Genomic DNA, 14,879 nt, shown 5'->3' on the forward strand with positions numbered 1-14,879 from the left:
CTAGCACGTGAAAGCGCGCGCCCGCGACGGCGTGGCACGCGATTCGCTTCATCCCTGGACGAACCCTGTCGAGAGGGGCCGAATGAAACACTGGACCGATGTGGTGCTCTGGAGCGTGGCCCTAGTGTCGCTGCTGATGTGGCTGCTCTCCGTGTTCGGTGTCCTGCCCGGGAGCACCTGGATCCACGTGCTCCTGGTGATCTCCGCCGTGTTCGCCCTGGCCGGGATGCTCCGGCAGGTCCCCGGGCGGCCGCGGGGTTGAGCCGCCGGGCGCCGCGGGAGCGCCCGGCGGCGACTCCATGCCTGTCGCCGCCGTCGAGGGCCCGTCCTGACAGCAGCGGACGCCGGTCGAGTAGTCGAGGTAGCTCCGCGGGTGGGACGTGACGAGCGCCTCGCAGCCCGCGCGGGTCGAGCGCGAGTAGAAGCCGCCGGCGAACGCGCCGCCCGGCTCGTTCACCCACTCGTCGAGGTTGCCCACGAGGTCGTAGACAGCGTCGCTGCCCCAGCGGCTCCTGCACCGGGGGCTCTCGCCCGTCTCCCGGAGGAGCGGCTCCCGGCCGACGCGCACGCGGTTCAGCCGCGGATCCAGGTGGCCGATCGACGCGTTGCCGTGGAGCGCGGACGCGGGGTGCCCCGCCCGGAAGACATTGCACGCGCCCTCCTCGAACGTGTCGCCGTACGGGTACAGCGTGTCGTCCTCGCCGCGGCACGCCGTGACGAACTCCTCGACCGAGCACAGCCGCTTGCCGGCGGCGGCGCAGGCGCTCTCGGCCACGAGGCCGGTCACGTAGCCGCTCGGCCGCGCCCCGGGCCGGGAGCGGGCCACGGCGGCGGTCGCGCGGCCGCGCTGCCATCCGGGGAGCAGCGGCAGCGGGAAGGCGCGCGCGTGGACGTCGCCGAGCCTCCGCCGGCCGGTCGACCACTCGGCGAGCGTGAGCTCGAGGAGGTTCGGGGTCGACGGGTAGTCGGGCGAGAGCGCCTGTCCGGTGGCGCCGTCGACGAGCATCGCCTCGAAGCGATCGACGCAGAAGCGGCCGCCGTCGACGGCGACCATGTCCGCGGGGCACGCGGGCGCGCCCGGCGGCGCGGGGGCGGGCGCCTCGCCGGGCTCCGCCGCGGCCGGGCGCACCGCCGCGCCCGCGCCGCCCGCGGTCGCCGTCAGCGCGGGGCGCGCGACGCCCGCCTCGGCCTGCGCGTCGAGGCCGCTCACCGCGCTCCCGAACCACCGCAGGCTGCCGTCGGCGGTCCAGACGGCGTCGCCCACCACGCAGGCGCCGGGGGCCGCCAGCTCCGGGACGGTCACGAACGCCCCGGGCGAGGGGGCCGGGACCGCGCGCCGCGCGGGCTGCCCGTCGACGCAGAGCGCGCCGGTGTCGTCCGCCGGCCACGGCTGCGACGCGAGCTCCGCGCCGTCGTCGTCGAGCCACACCACGTGGCGCCGGGCCGCGTCGCTGAGCAGCGCGCCCCCCTCGGGCAGGGCGACGAGCCGCACCGCGACGTCGCCCTCGGCGAGCGGCAGCGAGGTCGCGCGCGCCGCGCCGGGCCGGCCGAGCGCGTCGATCGACAGCGCCACGACCCGGGTCGGATCCGCGGCGCTCACGCCCGCCACGATGGCCCCGCCGCCCCGGCGCTCGCACGCGTCGAACCCCGCGCGCACGGGCGATGCGATCGCGACGGCGGGCGGCGCGCGGCCCGGGGCGCTGGCGCCGGGCGCGACCTGCGCGAGCGCGCCCGGCGCGACGAGCGGGCGCGGCGCGCCCGGCGCGATGAGCGCGCCCGAGGCGTCGATCCCGGTGATCTGGAGCCGGTCGCCGAGCACCTCGAGGAAGAGCCCCCGCTCGCGGCCGCCGACGAGCGCCGTGCCGCCTTCGTGGGCGCGCCCCCGCAGCGCGGGCACCGCGAGGGGCTCTGGCAGGAGCCGCACCACGTCGGTCCTCGCGAGCCACCAGGACGCGCCGATGCGCGCGGCGCGCCGCCTGTCCGCGGCGCGGTCCGGCGCGTCGATCGGCGTTCCCGGCGCGCCTCGTGACGTCGCGGCGCCGAGGGCTCCCGGCGTCGCGGCGCCGGGGGCTCCCGACGTTGCGACGCCGGGGGCTCCCGACGTTGCGACGCCGGGGGCTCCCGGCGTCGCGGCGCCGAGGCCCTCCGGCGCGCCGGCCGGCGCCGCGGCGAGCTGCCCGCGCGCGTCGATCCGGTGGAGCTGCCCCGCGGCGAACGCGAGCCCCTCGCCGTCGGTCGTGAGCGCGCCCCACGCGATGCGCGCGCGCCGCGCCGGGAACGGGTCCGGCTCGCGGCGCGGCTGCCCGTCGGCGCGCGAGGCCGAGAACAGCGCGCCGGCGCTCGCCTGGAAGTACGCGCGATCTCCCGCCCACGCGGCGAGGCCCGGATCGTACGCCGGCTGCCCCGGCGCGCGCCGGGCGCCGCTCGCGGCGATGCGCTCGAGCGCGGCGATCTCGGCCGGCGCGAGCGGGGTCGCGTCCGCGAGGCGCGCCGGATCCACGGCGCAGACCGCCCTGGGACCGCCGCCGGCGCCGAGCCGCTGGAGCGACGGCGCCACGCGCGTCGCCTGGCACGCCCCGTTGCGGCCGGTCACGTCGACGACCACCGAGCCCGCGCTCGCGGTCGCGAGGCGCGGATCCAGGTGGCCGCGCAGCGCGCCGTACTCGAGATCTCCCTCGACCACGACGGCGCGCCGGCCCGGATCGAGCTTGCCGTCCTCCCCGAGGGAGGCGAAGGCGATCTGCGCGCTCCCGAGCCACGACGTGCTCGTCTTCTTCGAGCTCGCCGCGTAGTGGAGCAGGTCGATCGCGCCCGGCCTCCCGCCGGCGTCGATCAGCCCCATGCCGTCGAGCGGCGGCCGGAAGCGCAGCCCGGTGGGCGCCGACGTCGCCGCGATCCCTTCGCCCGGCGAGATCCACCGGACCCGCACCTCGACCTCGGGCAGCGGATCCGGCCGCTTCGGCCGCGGCGCCGGGCGAGCGTTCTTCCGGGGCCGGCCGTCGCGCTTGCGGTCGGCGCCGCGCTTGTCGCGCTTCTTCTCGAGCGCCTTGCCGCGCTTCTTCTCGGCCGCCTTGTCGCGCGCCCCCGCGGCCTTCCCGTCCCGCTTCGCCGCCGGCGTCTTGCGGGCGGGCTTCGCCGCGGCGGCCTTGTCGCGCTTCGCGGTGCCGCCGACGGCCTCGAGCTCGAGCAGCGCGACGCGCTCGCCCACGGCCGCCATCGCGTGCGCGCGGACCTTCGCGCACGCGCGCGACGCGGCCGAGGTCTCGCCGGGCAGGAACGCCGTCGCGCAGAGCTCGTCGCCCTGCGCGGTGATCAGCGTGGTGCCCCCGCCGGCCGACGAGAGCGCGCCGGCCAGGTGCTCGTCGACGAGCTGGAGCGGCGGCCCGAGCTCGCCCGTCGCGGCGTCGAGGCGCCGCACCCAGCCGACCCGATCCGACGACGTCCCGGCGACGAACATCACCGAGCGGCCGTCGAGCGACGGCTCGATGTCGAACGGGAGCGGCTCCACCAGCGGCGCGCCGAGCGGCGTGCGCCCGGGCTGCGCCGCGCCGCCGGACGTCGCCGTGAGCGCGTCGACCGGGGGTGCAGCCGTCGCGGCCGCGGCAGGCCCGCGGCCTGCGGCGCGCGCCGCCGTGCTGGCGGGCGCGGGGGATGCCGTCATCGGGCGGCCGGAGCACGCGCCCGCGCCGCAGGCGAGCGGCACGAGCAGCGCGGAGATCACGGGGAGGGGGGTTCGGGGACGTCGCATTCTTCGCACGCGTCGCCCCCTTGCGGCGCGGCCGGGCGGGGGCGGCGGCCGAGCCTAGTACCGCGGGGCAGAAATCCTGTCAGCGATCTGCCTCGCGGGCGCAGAGAGATTTCAACGCAAAGGCGCAAAGGCGCAAAGGCGCAAAGACGCAAAAATACAAGGAATTTTGGTTGTTCTCGCGTCCGGGGATCTGCCCTGCGCGCGGAGCGTGGGTCAACGCCAGCACGCGAAGCGCGCAACGGCGCGAAAATGCACAAAAATTGTCTTTTTGCGCCTTTGCGCCTTTGCGTTGAAATCTCTCGCCAGGATCCCTGGCCGGCCTCCTGGCGGGCGGTGGGGGACGCCCGCCGGCGTGCGGCGGCGGGTGGGGGGACGCCCGCCGGCGTGCGGCGGCGCGTGGGGGGACGCCCGCCGGCGTGCAGCGGCGCGTGGGGGGACGCCCGCCGGCGTGCAGCGGCGCGTGGGGGGACGCCCGCCGGCGTGCGGCGGCGCGTGGGGGGACGCCCGCCGGCGTGCAGCGGCGCGTGGGGGATGTTGATTGCCACCCCGATCTGCAGATTTCTGCCCCTCGCGTCGTGACGCCTGCGGCGAGCGCGGTCGGTCCCGTCGACCCTGCTCGGCCGCCGCCGGGTCGGCGGAGCTTCGACGCGACGCTCGGATCTCACGGTAGTGCCGCTGGTCCTTCGGATTCAGAGGCTCGTCCGGGCTCCGATCGTGCAGTTTCCCTCATATTTGTTGGCTCCGGAAAAGGCAGCACGTTGTGGACTGCGCCGAGCGCGTCTCCTGCGCCAAGGGGCCACGCGGGGCCGCGTCAAGGTGCCTCGGATGTTTCCAGTGCGGTCGCTTGCGCTGGATAGCCAACGAACCTATGTGTGATCGTAGGCGGGGACACAAGCGACTCGGTCGAGCCCCTGCACGCGGCGTCCATGCGCCGCACGCTGGCTGAGCCCGGGAGGGTGCGTATGACGTCCGTTCGCAAGGGTGGCGCCGCTCTGGCAGGCGCTTTCGGGTTTGCGCTGCTGGCCTCGGCGATGTTGACGAGCGACCCCGCCACGGCAATTCCGAAGGGATGTACGATGGCGGGGGGGACACAGCTCGGAAATGTGGATGTCACTCCAGAGGATCCGCAGGTGTGCGTGCGGAAACAGGTCAGTGGCGCGCTGGTGGCTGGGCTCGATTCCTGCCATTCGGTCGCCAAGGACATCCTCAAGTGCACGACGGTCTACACGCCCGCTGGAAGCCCGTCGGCGTGCACGCTGTCGGGGGGCACGCAGCTCGGTAACGTGTACGTGTCCAGTGAAACTCCATCGGTGTGCGTGCGGATGGCGGTCCCAGGCGCGGTGTTGCCAGGGCTCAGTTCCTGCCATTCGGTCGCCAAGGACATCCTCAAGTGCACGACGGTCTACACGGGCCCGACGTAACCCTCATAGCTGCCGACGCGACCCCACGCCGCGACGGAGGTCCTCCCCCGCGCGCTCCGGCTCCTGGGGTCGCCGAGCCCGACCTTCGACGATCTGTCCCAGGACGTCCTGCTCGCGGCTTACGAGAGCCTGGATCGGTTCGATCCTGCCTACCCGACCGCCTCGCCGCCTCGGGGTGAGGCGGCGAGGCCGTGTCTGGTGTGACAGTGCTGGGCGAAGCGGTCGACGAGGGCGCCGAAGCAGGATGCGTCCTTGAAGCGTGTAGGTAAAAGAAGCCGGTTCGCTGCGCGATGAAGTGTGGCGCGGCGAACCGAAGCGGCGGGAGCGCGAACGTCGCGGCGGCTCGTTCATGGGGCGAAAGAGAGTGGTTCGGACGCGGTGCGGCGCGCGCAAAGCGGCGCATCGGCGTGCCGCGGGCACAAGTCGCCCTCCAGGCTTTTCTACTGGCCCGGGGTGTTCTTGCGGTAGGCTACGCGGCGTCGCCGAGCGCCTTGCGGCGCAGGACGGTGCTCTTCCAGTACGGCGGCCCCCGGTTGTGTGAGCGCGCTGGAACGTCGGTGGGCTCACCGAGCGCGCTGAGGAAGCGGGCGATGCTCCTGGGCTGGGTGAGCATGGCGACGAGCTTCATCCTGCCCTTGCAGGTCGGGCACTCGAGCACATCGATCGCAAACGTGCGGCGCAGCAGTTCGGCCCACGGCCGATAGCCGCCCGGCTTGCGTTTGGGAGCGGGCTCGTCGTCCGCCTTCGCGGGCTCTTGCGGCTTCGCAGGGCGCGGTCCGATCAGCTTGCGCCATGGGCTTGTCGATGCGAGCACCCCCGCGTACTTGACGGTGTGAAAGCGCGGCGTTGGGACGCTGGTCACGAGCCGGCACAAGAGCGAGAGCGGATCCATGTCGACCGCGAGCGTCCCGTCGGCAAAGGCGCGCTTGAGCGACAGCCGCGCCAAGCTGTCCTGTTGCATCGCGACGCGCTCTTCTGCGATCGGGGGCCGCAGGACGTAGCGTAACAGCGCCTCCCTCGCCGCGGCATGGTGCGCACCGGCGCGTGCTCTCGTGGCTCGATGGGGAGTGGCTCGGGTTCCCAGAGATCAGCCTGACGAACGCGTGAGTTGGACTGTCGGTCCCGGTGCCCTGGAGCGCGGCGCGCGCGCTCAGCCTCGGTGGAGCTCGACGCGGCGCCACCACGGGTGAGGTACGGGGCCGCGCCTCGTGTGTCCCGGAGACCAGCGCTGCCGGGCACCCACCCGGCGGCGCGTGGGGGGACGCCGGCCGGCGTGCAGCGGCGCGTGGGGGGACGCCCGCCGGCGTGCGGCGGCGCGTGGGGGGACGCCGGCCGGCGTGCAGCGGCGCGTGGGGGGACGCCGGCCGGCATGTCGCGGTGCGTCGAAGGCGTGCTGCCGCCTTGCCGGGTCATCGTGCGCCCGATAGCCGGGTCTGATGGGAAAAGCCGCATTACTCGCCCGCCGGCTCACGCCGAGCGGGTGCATTGTTGCAGGTACGAAGCTCGCCGCTCACCGGGAGGCGCTGAAATCGAAGAAGATCAAGCTCGCTGCCAAGGTCGACGCAGCGGTTCAGTCCGTCATCGCGTCCACCGAGGCACTCAATGCGCTCGGGAGCCTCGACGCCACGATGGTGGAGATCGATCGCGGCACCGACAGGTGCATCGGAGCGTTCAGCAGCCTGCTCGCCGCCGTCGAGCGCGCGTTCGATCACGACGACATCCTGCCGCTGACGGATGACGAGGCGGCGCGCCGTCGCGATGCGCTGCTGGTGCGCTCGGAGGTGCTGTCGTCGGGCACCGACTTCATCCGCCTCGTCTACTCCCAGCAGTGGGTGCGCATGAGCGCGATGGTCAAGGCGCTCGGCGGCAAGGACGTGAAGGCGGCGGTCGAGCGACTCGGCCTCTCGGCCGAGGCAGGCCGACTGCAGCGCTGGACGGAGCTGTACGGCAAGAAGCTCGGTGTCACCGAGGCGAAGGGCGCGGATCCGGCCGTCAAGGCGGTCGAGGCGTGGCACGAGGCCTATGGCACGCTCCTGGTCCAGGTCCATGCCGAGTACGACGACGACAAGGACGAGACGCACGCGCTCCTCCGTGACCGGCTGCTCTCGCCGTACGAGGACGCGGCGGAAGAAGCGCGGCGCGCCGAACAGCGGGCCCGCGCCGCCAGCGCCAGGAAGAAGACCCAGGGCGAGCCTGAGCCGATCGGATAGCGCCGCTCCCCGCATGCCCGCCGGCAGGCGACCGGCCATCCCACCCACCGCGCGAGGACGACGCCGTTCGCCGATCACCTCGCGACACCGCTCCAGTCCCGATCCCAGGTGACATCTCGCTCAGGTTCGAGGGAAACCTTGCCTGTACACCTCGTGCATTCTTTTTCGGCTCGGGCGCACGATTTTGCAACAATCCGGTGGACCTTCCCGGAATAGTACGGATGACGGAGACGGGAGTTCCGCTCATGCCCGGCCCGCTCCTCGCCCGCGACCGGATCTGGAGGACGAAACGCGCCGCGCTGCCGCTCGCCGCCTCGCTCTTCCTGGCAGCGCCCGTGGCGCTCGCGCAGGTCGCGCCGCGCGGCGCGCGCCTGTCCTACACGCGGGGCCCTGGCACCGAGGGGTGCCCCGAGGAGCCGAGCCTCCGGGAGATCGTCGCGAGCCAGCTCGGCGGGGTCGACCCGTTCGTGCGCGACGGCGCGTGGCACGTCGAGGTGGTCGTCCAGCGCAGGGGGCCGGCGTTCCGGGGAGAGATCGCGCTTCACGACCGCGATGGCCGGGAGCTCGGCCGCCAGGAGCTCTCGAGCCCGATCTGCGGCGTGCTCGTGGGGGACATCGGCCTCTCCCTGAGCGCCGTCATGCGCCCGTTGCTGCCACCACCGCTCGCACCGGGGAGCGCGCCAGCCTCGCCGCCCTCAGGGCCGCCGGCCCTGTCGACCCCAGAGCATGCCGCCACACCCGTCCCGCCGGACGCGCCGCCCAGGGCGCCGGCCGTGAAGCCGCCCCACCCGGTCGCTGCGCCAGCCCGACCTGTTCCGCGCCCGAGGCCGCCGCCGGATCGCCCGCGCCTTCAGCTTGGCGCCGGGGTGCTGCTCGGCGCCGGCGTGGCGCCGTCGGTGGCGGTCGGGTTCTCGGGTTTCGCCGGCGCCCGCTGGGAGAGGTTCTCGCTCTCGCTGGAGGCCCGCGGGGATCTTCCGATCGACGCCGAGCCCTACCGCGGTCGGATCGTCGAGGTGTCGGGGTTGAGCGGCTCGCTGGTTTCCTGCGGCCATATGGATTGGTTCTTCGGCTGTGCCCTCGCCACGGCAGGCGGGCTTTGGCAGATCAGGGCGAGCACCGGCAGGGAGTTCGCGCTGCCCTACGCAGCGCTCGGGCTCCGTGCGGGGCTGGAGGTGCCGCTTTCGGTGCGCCTGGCTGGGCAGCTCACCGGCGATCTCTCGATCAACACGGTTCGACCGGTCCATCGATCGCCCCATGGATCAGGGTGGAAGACGGCGCCCATCTCGCAGGCAGTGGCGCTCCGCCTGAACGCTCTTTTCTGAACCTGCATGCGGTTTCGCGAAGCATCGGACGCGCCCGAGGGAGCTATTCCCATGAGGCGGCTGCGAGCGCGTGCAGCGCGTGGGCGCCGCGGGGGCGTCCCTCGCGCCTCGCCACCCTTTGGCGAGGCCGCTGTTGCGCCCGATGCGGGATGAGCCGCCGACTCAGGCCGGGACAGCACTACGGTGACAGCAAAACGTCGCCGCCGCGGTCGGTGCGATGCTGCCGAGCAGCTCGCCGCCGAACGGTTCGCATTGTCCGGGATCGAGGCTGACGACGCTCACCGACTTGCTTCCGAGCGCTGTCCCGGAAGCGACGGTCCCGCAGTCGGACGCGTCGGAGGTGATCACCTGGCCCGCGACGAACTGCGAGCACCCTTCGTCGCTGAACGCGGAGGCCAGGACGCTGCACGTCGCTCCGGTGGGCTCGGTGCAGCCGCAAGGCGCGCAGCGGCGTGTGTCCTCCACGCCGGCGTAGAAGACATGCCGGTCCGGGTACGTGGCCGGGCAGTCCTGTTCTCCCTCGTGGTGGATGCAGGTGAGAAACCCCTCCGGCGGCGCGGCGTCGCCGATCGGCGGTGCCGGCGTGCAGGTCATGCCCGGATCCGCGCACGGGGGGACGCGTTTCCGGTACACGCCCGGGCGATGATCGCGAAGATCCCCGCCGTCGCGGGCTCGTCGGAGTTCTCCGGCGCGTCCGCGACCCTCGGCGCGCAACCCGCGGAGACGACGCGAGGCGCCTGGATCGCGAGCGACTGCACGCACGGGGCGCCATCGCAGGTCCGTCCGGCCTCGACGGCATTCGCCGAGGTGCAGGTCCCGTCCCATCCATCCGGGGCAGCGAACGAGGTCGCGGGAGCCTCGGGGCCGCCACACGGGAAGCTGGCGTAGGCCCTCCATTCCGTCGGCACCTCGCACGTAGCCTCTGGCGGGTCGCACGCGCAGGCGGGGCACTGGTGCGGGGTCGGAGCCGCGAAATCCGCGTAGCCCTCGTAGCCGACGATCGGCGCGGTCGCAGGGCAGCTCGGTACACCGTCGGGGGAGCCGATCCAGAGCAGCGCGGGCTCGGACCACCCGAGCGGCTCCTTCGGCACGCACTGGCCTGTGCAGACCTCTGCTGTCGGGATCGGGCCGCCGAAATCGGGCGCGACGGCGACGTCCATGTCGTCCTCTGCCGCGCAGTCATCGCCGCCATCGCCGCCGCCGCACCCGCCAGCTCCACCGGCGTCCGGGGGCTCGTTCACCTCACAAGGCGTTCCCTTGGGTCCTTCGTCCTCATCCCATGGGCAGAAGTACGACGTCGGCGTCCCGCATCCGCCGGAAGCGACCCCAATCCCGAGCCCGAGGGTGCTCGCACAGCACATCGCCACGATCCCACGCTGCCAACGTCGCGTCCGCGTCGCCATCGCCGCTCCTCATGATCTGCGGCGCCATTGACGGCGCGCCGCCGTAAGTGCGGCCACGTTACCAGGGGACCCCAGGGCGCCGCCAGACCAACCCCGGGGTAGCCCACCCCCGTTGGATCGTATTGCGAAGACCTAGATGCTTTTCTCATCTTTCGACAGGCGACCGCCCGCGACGCCGTTCATGAGGGCCCGAGCTGTCCCCGTCCTGCGCCCGTCTCCCGCCTGCCGCCAGAACGAGCGCTCTGGCGCCCTATGCGTAGGCGGGCCCGTCGATTGTGCAACGAGAAGCGGCGCAGTCCCGGAAACCGCTCCGATGAAGACCCCGTTGCCGATCGCTCGTCGTCATGCGCCCGTCTCCCGCGTGTCCTCCGATGTACCGGAACCCCGGGACGCGCCGCCGCGCGCGTCGCGCCGAGAGAGGCGCTCCACCCGGTGGTCTCGTTTCGATCGAGGCCCTCGGTGCCGAGCGGCCGTTCATCGCCCACCTGCTCCGCGCCCTCGACGTTCCCGCCCGCGCGGACGCGTCCGGATCGGGTGGGACCAAGATGCGAATGGCCGCGTCGGGTCGGTCGGCGCAGGCGGCGGCGAGTTCAGAGCGCCCGGGGCTGGGATCCCGAGCGAGATTGCCTTGGTACGGGTGTTTTCGTCCGGCCGGTCAAGAGATTCCTGCGTCGGTGCACCGCGTCATGCAGTCGGCGCCGTGCTCATGTCTCTTGCAGCGGATGATCTTGGCCGTGCCGATCGCCTCCGTTTCGGTCGTGGGACCGTTCTCCGGGCGGCGGTGCTCAGCGCCGCGAGCTGCGGGTCGTTGTCGAGTTCGGCCGCGTGGCCAGCGAGGCCCGCGAGCGGTCCCGCGGCTTGGTCGACCGCGGAACGGAACACCCAAAGCGAGGGGGCGTTCCGCTCCCAGCGGACGCTACTCGGTCTCGCTCGCGGACAACTCTACTCCTAGCACTCCACAGGCCAGGCGAGTACAGGAGGCGCAGATGTTAGCTTCTGGCCCAGCCACAAGCTTCGAATCTGTGTCGGTCTTTCCGCAGAACGAGCACGACCTGGGAACCGCGGTTTCCAATACGTGTGCAATCCCACCTCGCCGTGCGTTGAGGTGGCCTCCGGTTCCGGCAAGTTCCTCGATGACGGCCATTGCGGCGTACATCAATCTGATGGACTCGCGTGCTACTGCGAGGATGTATTGCCCGATGTTTGTGGACGCACCAGGCGACGCGGTCAGAGCCGACGCCGTCTCTCTACAGTGTCTTATTGTGGATTCTGCGCTGGTAATTGTGGAATTCAGGAAATCCTGGTAGCGGTTCAGTGTCTTGCGTTCGAGATGCAGATCATTTGTTGCGCGTTCGAGATGCTCGGTTACTGCCGTTTGTGCAACCTGGACTAGATCTTCAACCGCCGTGATCTCGTCGTCGAGCGTCATGTCGCGTACTTCCTGAACTACTTCGCCGTCTTGAGGCAAGCGGCAAGCAGTGCTGAGCCGGCCGCCCAGCACGCCGGTCGCAGGTTTGGTGGCGATGTGTTACATAATTTCATGTTGTGCTTCCATGCCTTGTAGCACTGTGCCTTCGTCCATTCGGTGATATCGGTTCGTTGCTTGCGTCGTTCTCGTCTGGTGAATACGGTTCTTCCGCGATCGCTGTGTCCGCAAAAAATTTGTAATTGTTGTCGCTGAGCGCGTCAACATGATGGGTGGCGTGATCCGCTGGTTCGGCCATCAATTTTGTCGTTGTTCCCATGGCGCCCAGAAATCCGAGCGCAAAATGCCAGCGTGTCGGCAGAAATCCTTTTGGTCCCATGGCATAGCTCCATGCACGGCATCGTTTCCTCTACACGCAGTTGACTGTGATGCGAGCGGTCGGTCTCAGCGATTGAGTTCGCGGCGTAGTCGAGCATCGGGATGCGCACGTCGACGAGCTCAGGAAGAGCGCCGTGCTGCCCAGGGCTTCGACGCGGGCCGCGCAACGTTCGCCTTTGTGGACAGCGGCCAGGCCGCGCCGCGCTCGTCCGGGTGGACCTCGACGCCGGCGCGATTGCGAGTTCGCCCATGCTCACCTCGACGCCGACAGCCCTCGACGAGGCCGCGCTCCGGGCCTAACACCGACCGCTCGACACGACGGCGAGGGTCGAGGTCAGCCCGCAGCGCGTTCACGTGCGCGCCCGCGTCGCGCCCGTTCCGGGCCTGCCGCCGGAACGAGCGCTCTGGCGCCCCACCGGTACGCGGGCCCGTCGATTGTGCAGCGAGAAGCGGGGCAGTCCCGGAAGCCGCTCCGATGAAGACCCCGATGCCCGTCGCTCCCCGGCGGGAGGGACGCCGCCTGTCCTCCGATGCGCCGGGCTCCCGGGCGCGCCGCCGCGCCCGCATCAGGCCGAACGAGGCGCTCCACCCGGTAGCCTCGCCCTCGATGGAGGCCCTCTGGACCGAGCGACCGTTCGTCGCCCTCCTGCTCCGCGCCCTCCACGTTCCCGCCCGCGACCGAGAGGATCTCCTCCAGACGGCGCTCCTCGGCGCCTGGGAAGCCATCCGAGCGCGCAGGTACCGCCCGGACCCGCGGCGGCACACGCGCCACGCGCTGCGCGCATGGCTGCACGGCATCGTCTGGCGCCAGGTGTCCCATCACCGCGAGAGTGCCTACGTCCGCCGCGCGATCCTGCGCGGCGCGCCCCGCGCGCCCGCCGGCAGGGCGCATGTCGAGATCGAGGGCGAGCTCCTCGCCCGCGCCGCGCTCCGCGGCGTTGCCGCGCTCCCCGTGGGCCATCGCGAGGTCCTCCTCGCAGCGGCCGGGCCCCTGAGCCTCGCCGCCTGGGCACGAGCGCGCGGCATGAACCCCAACTCCGCCGCCAGCCGGCTGCGTTGCGCCAGGAAGGCGCTCGCCGAAAGGCTCGCCTCACCGAGGCCGCCGTTCGGTGAGGGCGCCGTCCGGTGACGCTGCCGCCGGGGTGAGGCCTCCGCTCGGTACCCGCTCGGCCGGTCGCGTCGAGCCGGTGTACGATTTCGCAACGATCCGGGCGGCCTCGCCGGATTACCTGTCCATGAAAGTGCCCCCAACACGCCAAGCGCCCCCTCCTGGGTCCGACCCGGCGCCGGCGCCTGCAACCGCCTCGGAAGCGACGCCTGCGCCCGACCCGGCGCCTGCGCTCGCACCCGCCCTGGAGGCGGCGCCTGCACCCGCCTCGGAGAGGACGCCCGCGCTCGACCCAGAGCCCGCTGCCGCAGCCGATCGGGATCCTGCGCCGGCCATCGGGGCGTCGCCGCGGCCCTCGTTCGAGGAGGCCTACCAGACCTTGCTCCCCTACGTCCTCGCGGTGCTCTGGCGGCTCGGCGTTGCGTCTCGCGATCTCCACGACGTCGCGCACGAGGTGTTTCTCGTCGTTCACCGGCGCCTCGACGACCACGATCCTCGCCTGTCGCTCAAGCCGTGGGTCGCGGGCATCAGCGCGCATGTCGCCCTTCGCCACCGGCAGCTCGCCCGGAACCAGCGGGAGCTGCTCGCGCTCGACGACGCCGAGCCCATCGAGATCGCGGACCCCGGGCTCGATGCCGAGCGCCGGGTCGCGCAGGCCGAGACGCAGCGTATCGTCCGCGAGCTCATCCAGCATATCGCGTGGGAGCGACGAGCGGTGTTCGTGCTCTACGACCTCGAGGGAAGCGACATGCGCGACATCGCGCAGGCCCTCCAGATCCCCGTGAACACCGCATGGGACCGGCTGAGACGCGCCCGCAAGGAGTTCACGGCCGCGGTGAAACGGCTCTCCGCGCGGGACCCGGACGCGCTCGGCCTTCGTGGCCTGCGCTTCGCCCTGGCGCCGTTCGCTCTGGACGACAGGCCCATGCTGCTCGATGCGGGCAGGGGCGGGATCGGACGGGCGCAGGAGCTCGCCGGACCGCTGTGGGCGCGGCTCGAGCGGTCGCTCGCCTCGACCGGCGGGCTGGGCGACGGCACGGACAGCGTCTCCGGCGGCCCTACAGCGCGGCCCCATGCAGGTGCCTCCTCGCCCCATCGTCGCCGCCCCGGGAGCGCGGTGGAGGCCGGCGGCGCCACCGGGGAGAAGCGCACGTCGCCGCTCGTCACGATCGCGCGATCCAGGCTCATCAAGGCAGGCGCGGCGCTGTTCGTCGGGGGGGCCGGGGTGGGCGCGGGCGTGCTCCATGCCGCGCTCCCGCCGCCTGCTGCGGCGCCGGTGGTGTTCGTCCGCGCCGAGGTCGAAGGCGCCGCTCCCGAGCCAGCCGAGCGCGCCGGGGCCGCGCGCGGCGGGCGCGCCGCAGGCGGATTCGCCGTGGCCGACGCGGTCGTGAGCGCCGGGGCCCCGGCGGCCGTGGACGTGGCGGCTGCGGCGCCATCACGCGCCCCATCCCGCAAGGCAGTTCCGCCCGGCGAGCACGACACGGCCGAGGAGAGCGCCCTGCTCAGCAGCGCCGGCATCGCGCTCAGCGAAGGGAAGGCGACCGAGGCGCTCGACGTGCTGGCCCTGCACGAGCGGAGCTATCCGCGCAGCCCGAGAGCCCAGCAGCGCGAGGCGCTGGTCATCCAGGCGCTCGTCCAGGCCGGGCGGCGCGCCGACGCCGGCGCGCGAGCCGAGCGGTTCCGCGCGGCGTTCCCTCACGCCATGTTTCTCCCGGCCATCGAGGCGGCTTTGAACGGCCCGTGAGGGCTCAGGCACGCTGCCTCGGGCGAGCACGGAGCACGCGCCCGCGCAGCAAGCGAGCGGCACGAGCAGCGCAGCGAGGAGGGACGACGAGGGAGACGAGCGATCGGGGGCGTCGCATG

General features: G+C 72.7%; 11 protein-coding genes. 6 read left to right on the plus strand and 5 right to left on the minus strand.

What is annotated here, in order from left to right; genetic code table 11:
• Nucleotides 1–121 precede the first annotated feature (121 nt).
• Nucleotides 122–3,748, minus strand: a complete 3,627-nt coding sequence (locus WME76_RS43900) for a hypothetical protein (RefSeq protein WP_437958105.1) — start codon at nt 3,746–3,748, stop codon at nt 122–124.
• Between the two features lie 962 nt (nt 3,749–4,710).
• On the opposite strand from WME76_RS43900, the gene WME76_RS43905 reads away from it, so the two are divergent.
• Together WME76_RS43905 and WME76_RS43910 are read left to right on the plus strand one after the other, a co-directional pair.
• Nucleotides 4,711–5,169 (plus strand): hypothetical protein, encoded by a 459-nt coding sequence (locus tag WME76_RS43905; protein ID WP_437958106.1) that lies wholly within the window; start codon nt 4,711–4,713, stop codon nt 5,167–5,169.
• Between the two features lie 9 nt (nt 5,170–5,178).
• Entirely contained in the window at nt 5,179–5,373 is a 195-nt protein-coding gene (locus WME76_RS43910) for a sigma factor (RefSeq protein WP_437962230.1), read from the plus strand.
• Nucleotides 5,374–5,638: 265 nt separating this feature from the next.
• Here the strand turns inward: WME76_RS43910 and WME76_RS43915 are convergent, their stop codons facing one another.
• A complete protein-coding gene (locus tag WME76_RS43915; protein ID WP_437962231.1) occupies nt 5,639–6,253 on the minus strand; it encodes a transposase in 615 nt (204 codons plus the stop codon).
• A 352-nt stretch (nt 6,254–6,605) separates the two neighbouring features.
• Here WME76_RS43915 and WME76_RS43920 point away from each other — a divergent pair, with 352 nt between their 5' ends.
• Nucleotides 6,606–7,379 carry a phosphoenolpyruvate--protein phosphotransferase gene (locus WME76_RS43920; protein ID WP_437958107.1) on the plus strand — a complete coding sequence of 258 codons (774 nt, stop codon included), beginning with the start codon at nt 6,606–6,608 and terminating at the stop codon, nt 7,377–7,379.
• A gap of 245 nt (nt 7,380–7,624) precedes the next feature.
• On the plus strand, nt 7,625–8,701 hold the full coding sequence (locus WME76_RS43925; protein ID WP_437958108.1) for a hypothetical protein: 1,077 nt from the start codon (nt 7,625–7,627) through the stop codon (nt 8,699–8,701).
• Nucleotides 8,702–8,863: 162 nt separating this feature from the next.
• Here the strand turns inward: WME76_RS43925 and WME76_RS43930 are convergent, their stop codons facing one another.
• The 3 genes from WME76_RS43930 to WME76_RS43940 all read right to left on the minus strand — a co-directional run bounded on the left by WME76_RS43930 (nt 8,864) and on the right by WME76_RS43940 (nt 11,533).
• Nucleotides 8,864–9,295, minus strand: a complete 432-nt coding sequence (locus WME76_RS43930; RefSeq protein ID WP_437958109.1) for a hypothetical protein — start codon at nt 9,293–9,295, stop codon at nt 8,864–8,866.
• Nucleotides 9,292–9,942, minus strand: a complete 651-nt coding sequence (locus WME76_RS43935) for a hypothetical protein (RefSeq protein WP_437958110.1) — start codon at nt 9,940–9,942, stop codon at nt 9,292–9,294. The genes WME76_RS43930 and WME76_RS43935 overlap by 4 nt, the downstream gene beginning before the upstream one ends.
• Before the next feature lie 1,078 nt (nt 9,943–11,020).
• Nucleotides 11,021–11,533, minus strand: coding sequence for a ClpX C4-type zinc finger protein (locus tag WME76_RS43940; protein ID WP_437958111.1), 513 nt, complete (start codon nt 11,531–11,533; stop codon nt 11,021–11,023).
• An 862-nt stretch (nt 11,534–12,395) separates the two neighbouring features.
• On the opposite strand from WME76_RS43940, the gene WME76_RS43945 reads away from it, so the two are divergent.
• The gene (locus tag WME76_RS43945) at nt 12,396–13,037 is read left to right on the plus strand and encodes an RNA polymerase sigma factor (RefSeq protein WP_437958112.1); all 642 of its coding nucleotides are present in this window, start codon (nt 12,396–12,398) and stop codon (nt 13,035–13,037) included.
• 106 nt (nt 13,038–13,143) lie between these two features.
• Entirely contained in the window at nt 13,144–14,760 is a 1,617-nt protein-coding gene (locus tag WME76_RS43950) for a sigma-70 family RNA polymerase sigma factor (RefSeq protein ID WP_437958113.1), read from the plus strand.
• Nucleotides 14,761–14,879 lie beyond the last annotated feature (119 nt).

It is taken from the genome of Sorangium sp. So ce119 (assembly GCF_051524405.1).
GTDB classification, from domain to species: domain Bacteria; phylum Myxococcota_A; class Polyangia; order Polyangiales; family Polyangiaceae; genus Sorangium; species Sorangium cellulosum_G.

Excerpts from the sequence above, each read along its gene's own strand:
- WME76_RS43900 (WP_437958105.1), bottom strand. The coding sequence starts at position 3,748 with ATGCGACGTCCCCGAACCCCCCTCCCCGTGATCTCCGCGCTGCTCGTG.
- WME76_RS43905 (WP_437958106.1), top strand. The coding sequence starts at position 4,711 with ATGACGTCCGTTCGCAAGGGTGGCGCCGCTCTGGCAGGCGCTTTCGGG.
- WME76_RS43920 (WP_437958107.1), top strand. The coding sequence starts at position 6,606 with ATGGGAAAAGCCGCATTACTCGCCCGCCGGCTCACGCCGAGCGGGTGC.
- WME76_RS43925 (WP_437958108.1), top strand. The coding sequence starts at position 7,625 with ATGCCCGGCCCGCTCCTCGCCCGCGACCGGATCTGGAGGACGAAACGC.
- WME76_RS43930 (WP_437958109.1), bottom strand. The coding sequence starts at position 9,295 with ATGACCTGCACGCCGGCACCGCCGATCGGCGACGCCGCGCCGCCGGAG.
- WME76_RS43940 (WP_437958111.1), bottom strand. The coding sequence starts at position 11,533 with ATGACGCTCGACGACGAGATCACGGCGGTTGAAGATCTAGTCCAGGTT.
- WME76_RS43945 (WP_437958112.1), top strand. The coding sequence starts at position 12,396 with ATGCCCGTCGCTCCCCGGCGGGAGGGACGCCGCCTGTCCTCCGATGCG.
- WME76_RS43950 (WP_437958113.1), top strand. The coding sequence starts at position 13,144 with ATGAAAGTGCCCCCAACACGCCAAGCGCCCCCTCCTGGGTCCGACCCG.